We start from the raw sequence: 1,824 nt of genomic DNA, 5'->3' as shown, positions 1-1,824 counted from the left end.
CAGCCGTTACATCGAGCGCCTTTCGAGGTGAGGCGGCCCACAGGACTTACGTCCTCTACGAGGGAGGGCCGTAGATCGTTTCATTTGACGTGCACTCGTCAATATCGGCCCTGACCTGGGGATTGAGAGCCACGTCACACGAAGGACTTTTCGCCTGCATGCGACATCCACTAGTAAAAGGGGGCATTGCGGAGGCGTGACAGCCCTGTTTCTCTGGATCGAGTCGCACAGCGCCACAGGCCCAACCACCGGCGCAGACGCAGCCCCCGAGCCACACCCCCGTGGCCCACGGCATGCCCGCGACACCATGTCCCCCACGGAAGGTCACGCTTTGTCCGCCACGCTCATCCGCCGCATCGCCACCCCGAAGAAGGCCCTCGCCGGCGCCGCCGTGGCCGTCGCCACGACCGGCATGGTGTTCAGCGCGGGCGCGGCCCAGGCCGCCGCCCCGTCCGAGGCGAAGGCCGCGGCTCCTGCCGCCGCCCACGCCGCGGCGCCTTCCTCGGCGAAGGCGATCGCGAAGAAGATGATCCCGGACCCCGCGCAGTACAAGGCGTTCAGCAAGATCGTGGAGCACGAGAGCGGCTGGAACGCCACGGCCACGAACTCCTCCTCCGGCGCCTACGGCCTGGTCCAGGCGCTGCCCGCCTCGAAGATGGCTTCGGCGGGCTCGGACTGGAAGACCAACCCCGAGACCCAGATCAAGTGGGGCCTCGACTACATGAACGACCGCTACGGCAGCCCGGTCGGCGCCTGGAACCACTGGCAGGCCAACGGCTCGTACTGAGCCGCCGGGACTTCCTGAATCACCCGAGAGCGGCCACCCCCGGACAGGGGGTGGCCGCTCTCGTCGTACGTGAGAAAGCCCGCGGCCTACAGCCGCTGGATGATCGTCCCCGTGGCCACCGCCCCGCCCGCGCACATCGTGATCAGCGCGAACTCCTTGTCGCGGCGCTCCAGTTCGTGCAGGGCGGTGGTGATGAGGCGGGCCCCTGTCGCGCCGACCGGGTGGCCGATGGCGATGGCGCCGCCGTTCACGTTCACCTTCTCCAGGTCCTGCTCGAAGACCTGCGCCCAGCTCAGGACCACCGAGGCGAAGGCTTCGTTGATCTCCACGAGGTCGATGTCCTTCAGGGACATCCCCGCCTTGCCCAGGACCGCCCGCGTCGCGTCGATCGGCCCGTCCAGGTGGAAGTGCGGATCGGCCCCCACGAGCGCCTGCGCCACGATCCGCGCGCGCGGCTTCAGCTTCAGCGCCCGCGCCATCCGCTTCGACGCCCACATGATCGCCGCCGCGCCGTCGGAGATCTGCGAGGAGTTGCCCGCGGTGTGCACGGCGGTCGGCATCACCGGCTTGAGGCGCTCAAGGCCCTCCATCGTGGTGTCCCGCAGCCCTTCGTCCCGGTCGACGAGCCGCCACATGCCCTGTCCTGCGGCCTGCTCCTCCTCGGTCGTGGGGACCTGGACGGCGAAGGTCTCGCGTTTGAAGCGCTCCTCGGCCCAGGCGGCGCCGGCCCGCTCCTGCGAGATGAGGCCGAGCGAGTCGACGTTCTCCCTGGTGAGGCCCCGGTTGCGGGCGATGCGTTCGGCCGCCTCGAACTGGTTGGGCAGGTCGACGTTCCACTCCTCGGGGAACGGCTTGCCGGGGCCGTGCTTGGAACCCGACCCCAGCGGCACCCGTGACATCGCCTCGACGCCGCAGCTGATGCCCACGTCGATGACACCGGCGGCGACCATGTTCGCGACCATGTGGCTCGCCTGCTGGGAGGAGCCGCACTGACAGTCCACGGTGGTGGCCGCGGTCTCGTACGGAAGGCCCATCGT

At 69.2% G+C, this 1,824-nt stretch carries 2 protein-coding genes; one reads left to right on the top strand and one right to left on the bottom strand.

Annotation, left to right across the window (positions count from 1 at the left end; all coding sequences use genetic code 11):
- Nucleotides 1–331: 331 nt before the first annotated feature.
- Entirely contained in the window at nt 332–787 is a 456-nt protein-coding gene (locus ACQKIP_RS46520) for a transglycosylase SLT domain-containing protein (protein ID WP_365852341.1), read from the top strand.
- A gap of 86 nt (nt 788–873) precedes the next feature.
- Here ACQKIP_RS46520 and ACQKIP_RS46515 read toward each other — a convergent pair.
- On the bottom strand, nt 874–1,824 hold a 951-nt coding region (locus ACQKIP_RS46515), incomplete at its 5' end, for a steroid 3-ketoacyl-CoA thiolase (protein WP_427745770.1).

It is taken from the genome of Streptomyces sp. NPDC059900 (assembly GCF_050270335.1).
GTDB lineage: Bacteria > Actinomycetota > Actinomycetes > Streptomycetales > Streptomycetaceae > Streptomyces.
Note: the sequence above shows the minus strand (reverse complement) of the source record. Positions and strands in the feature narration are given on the sequence as shown.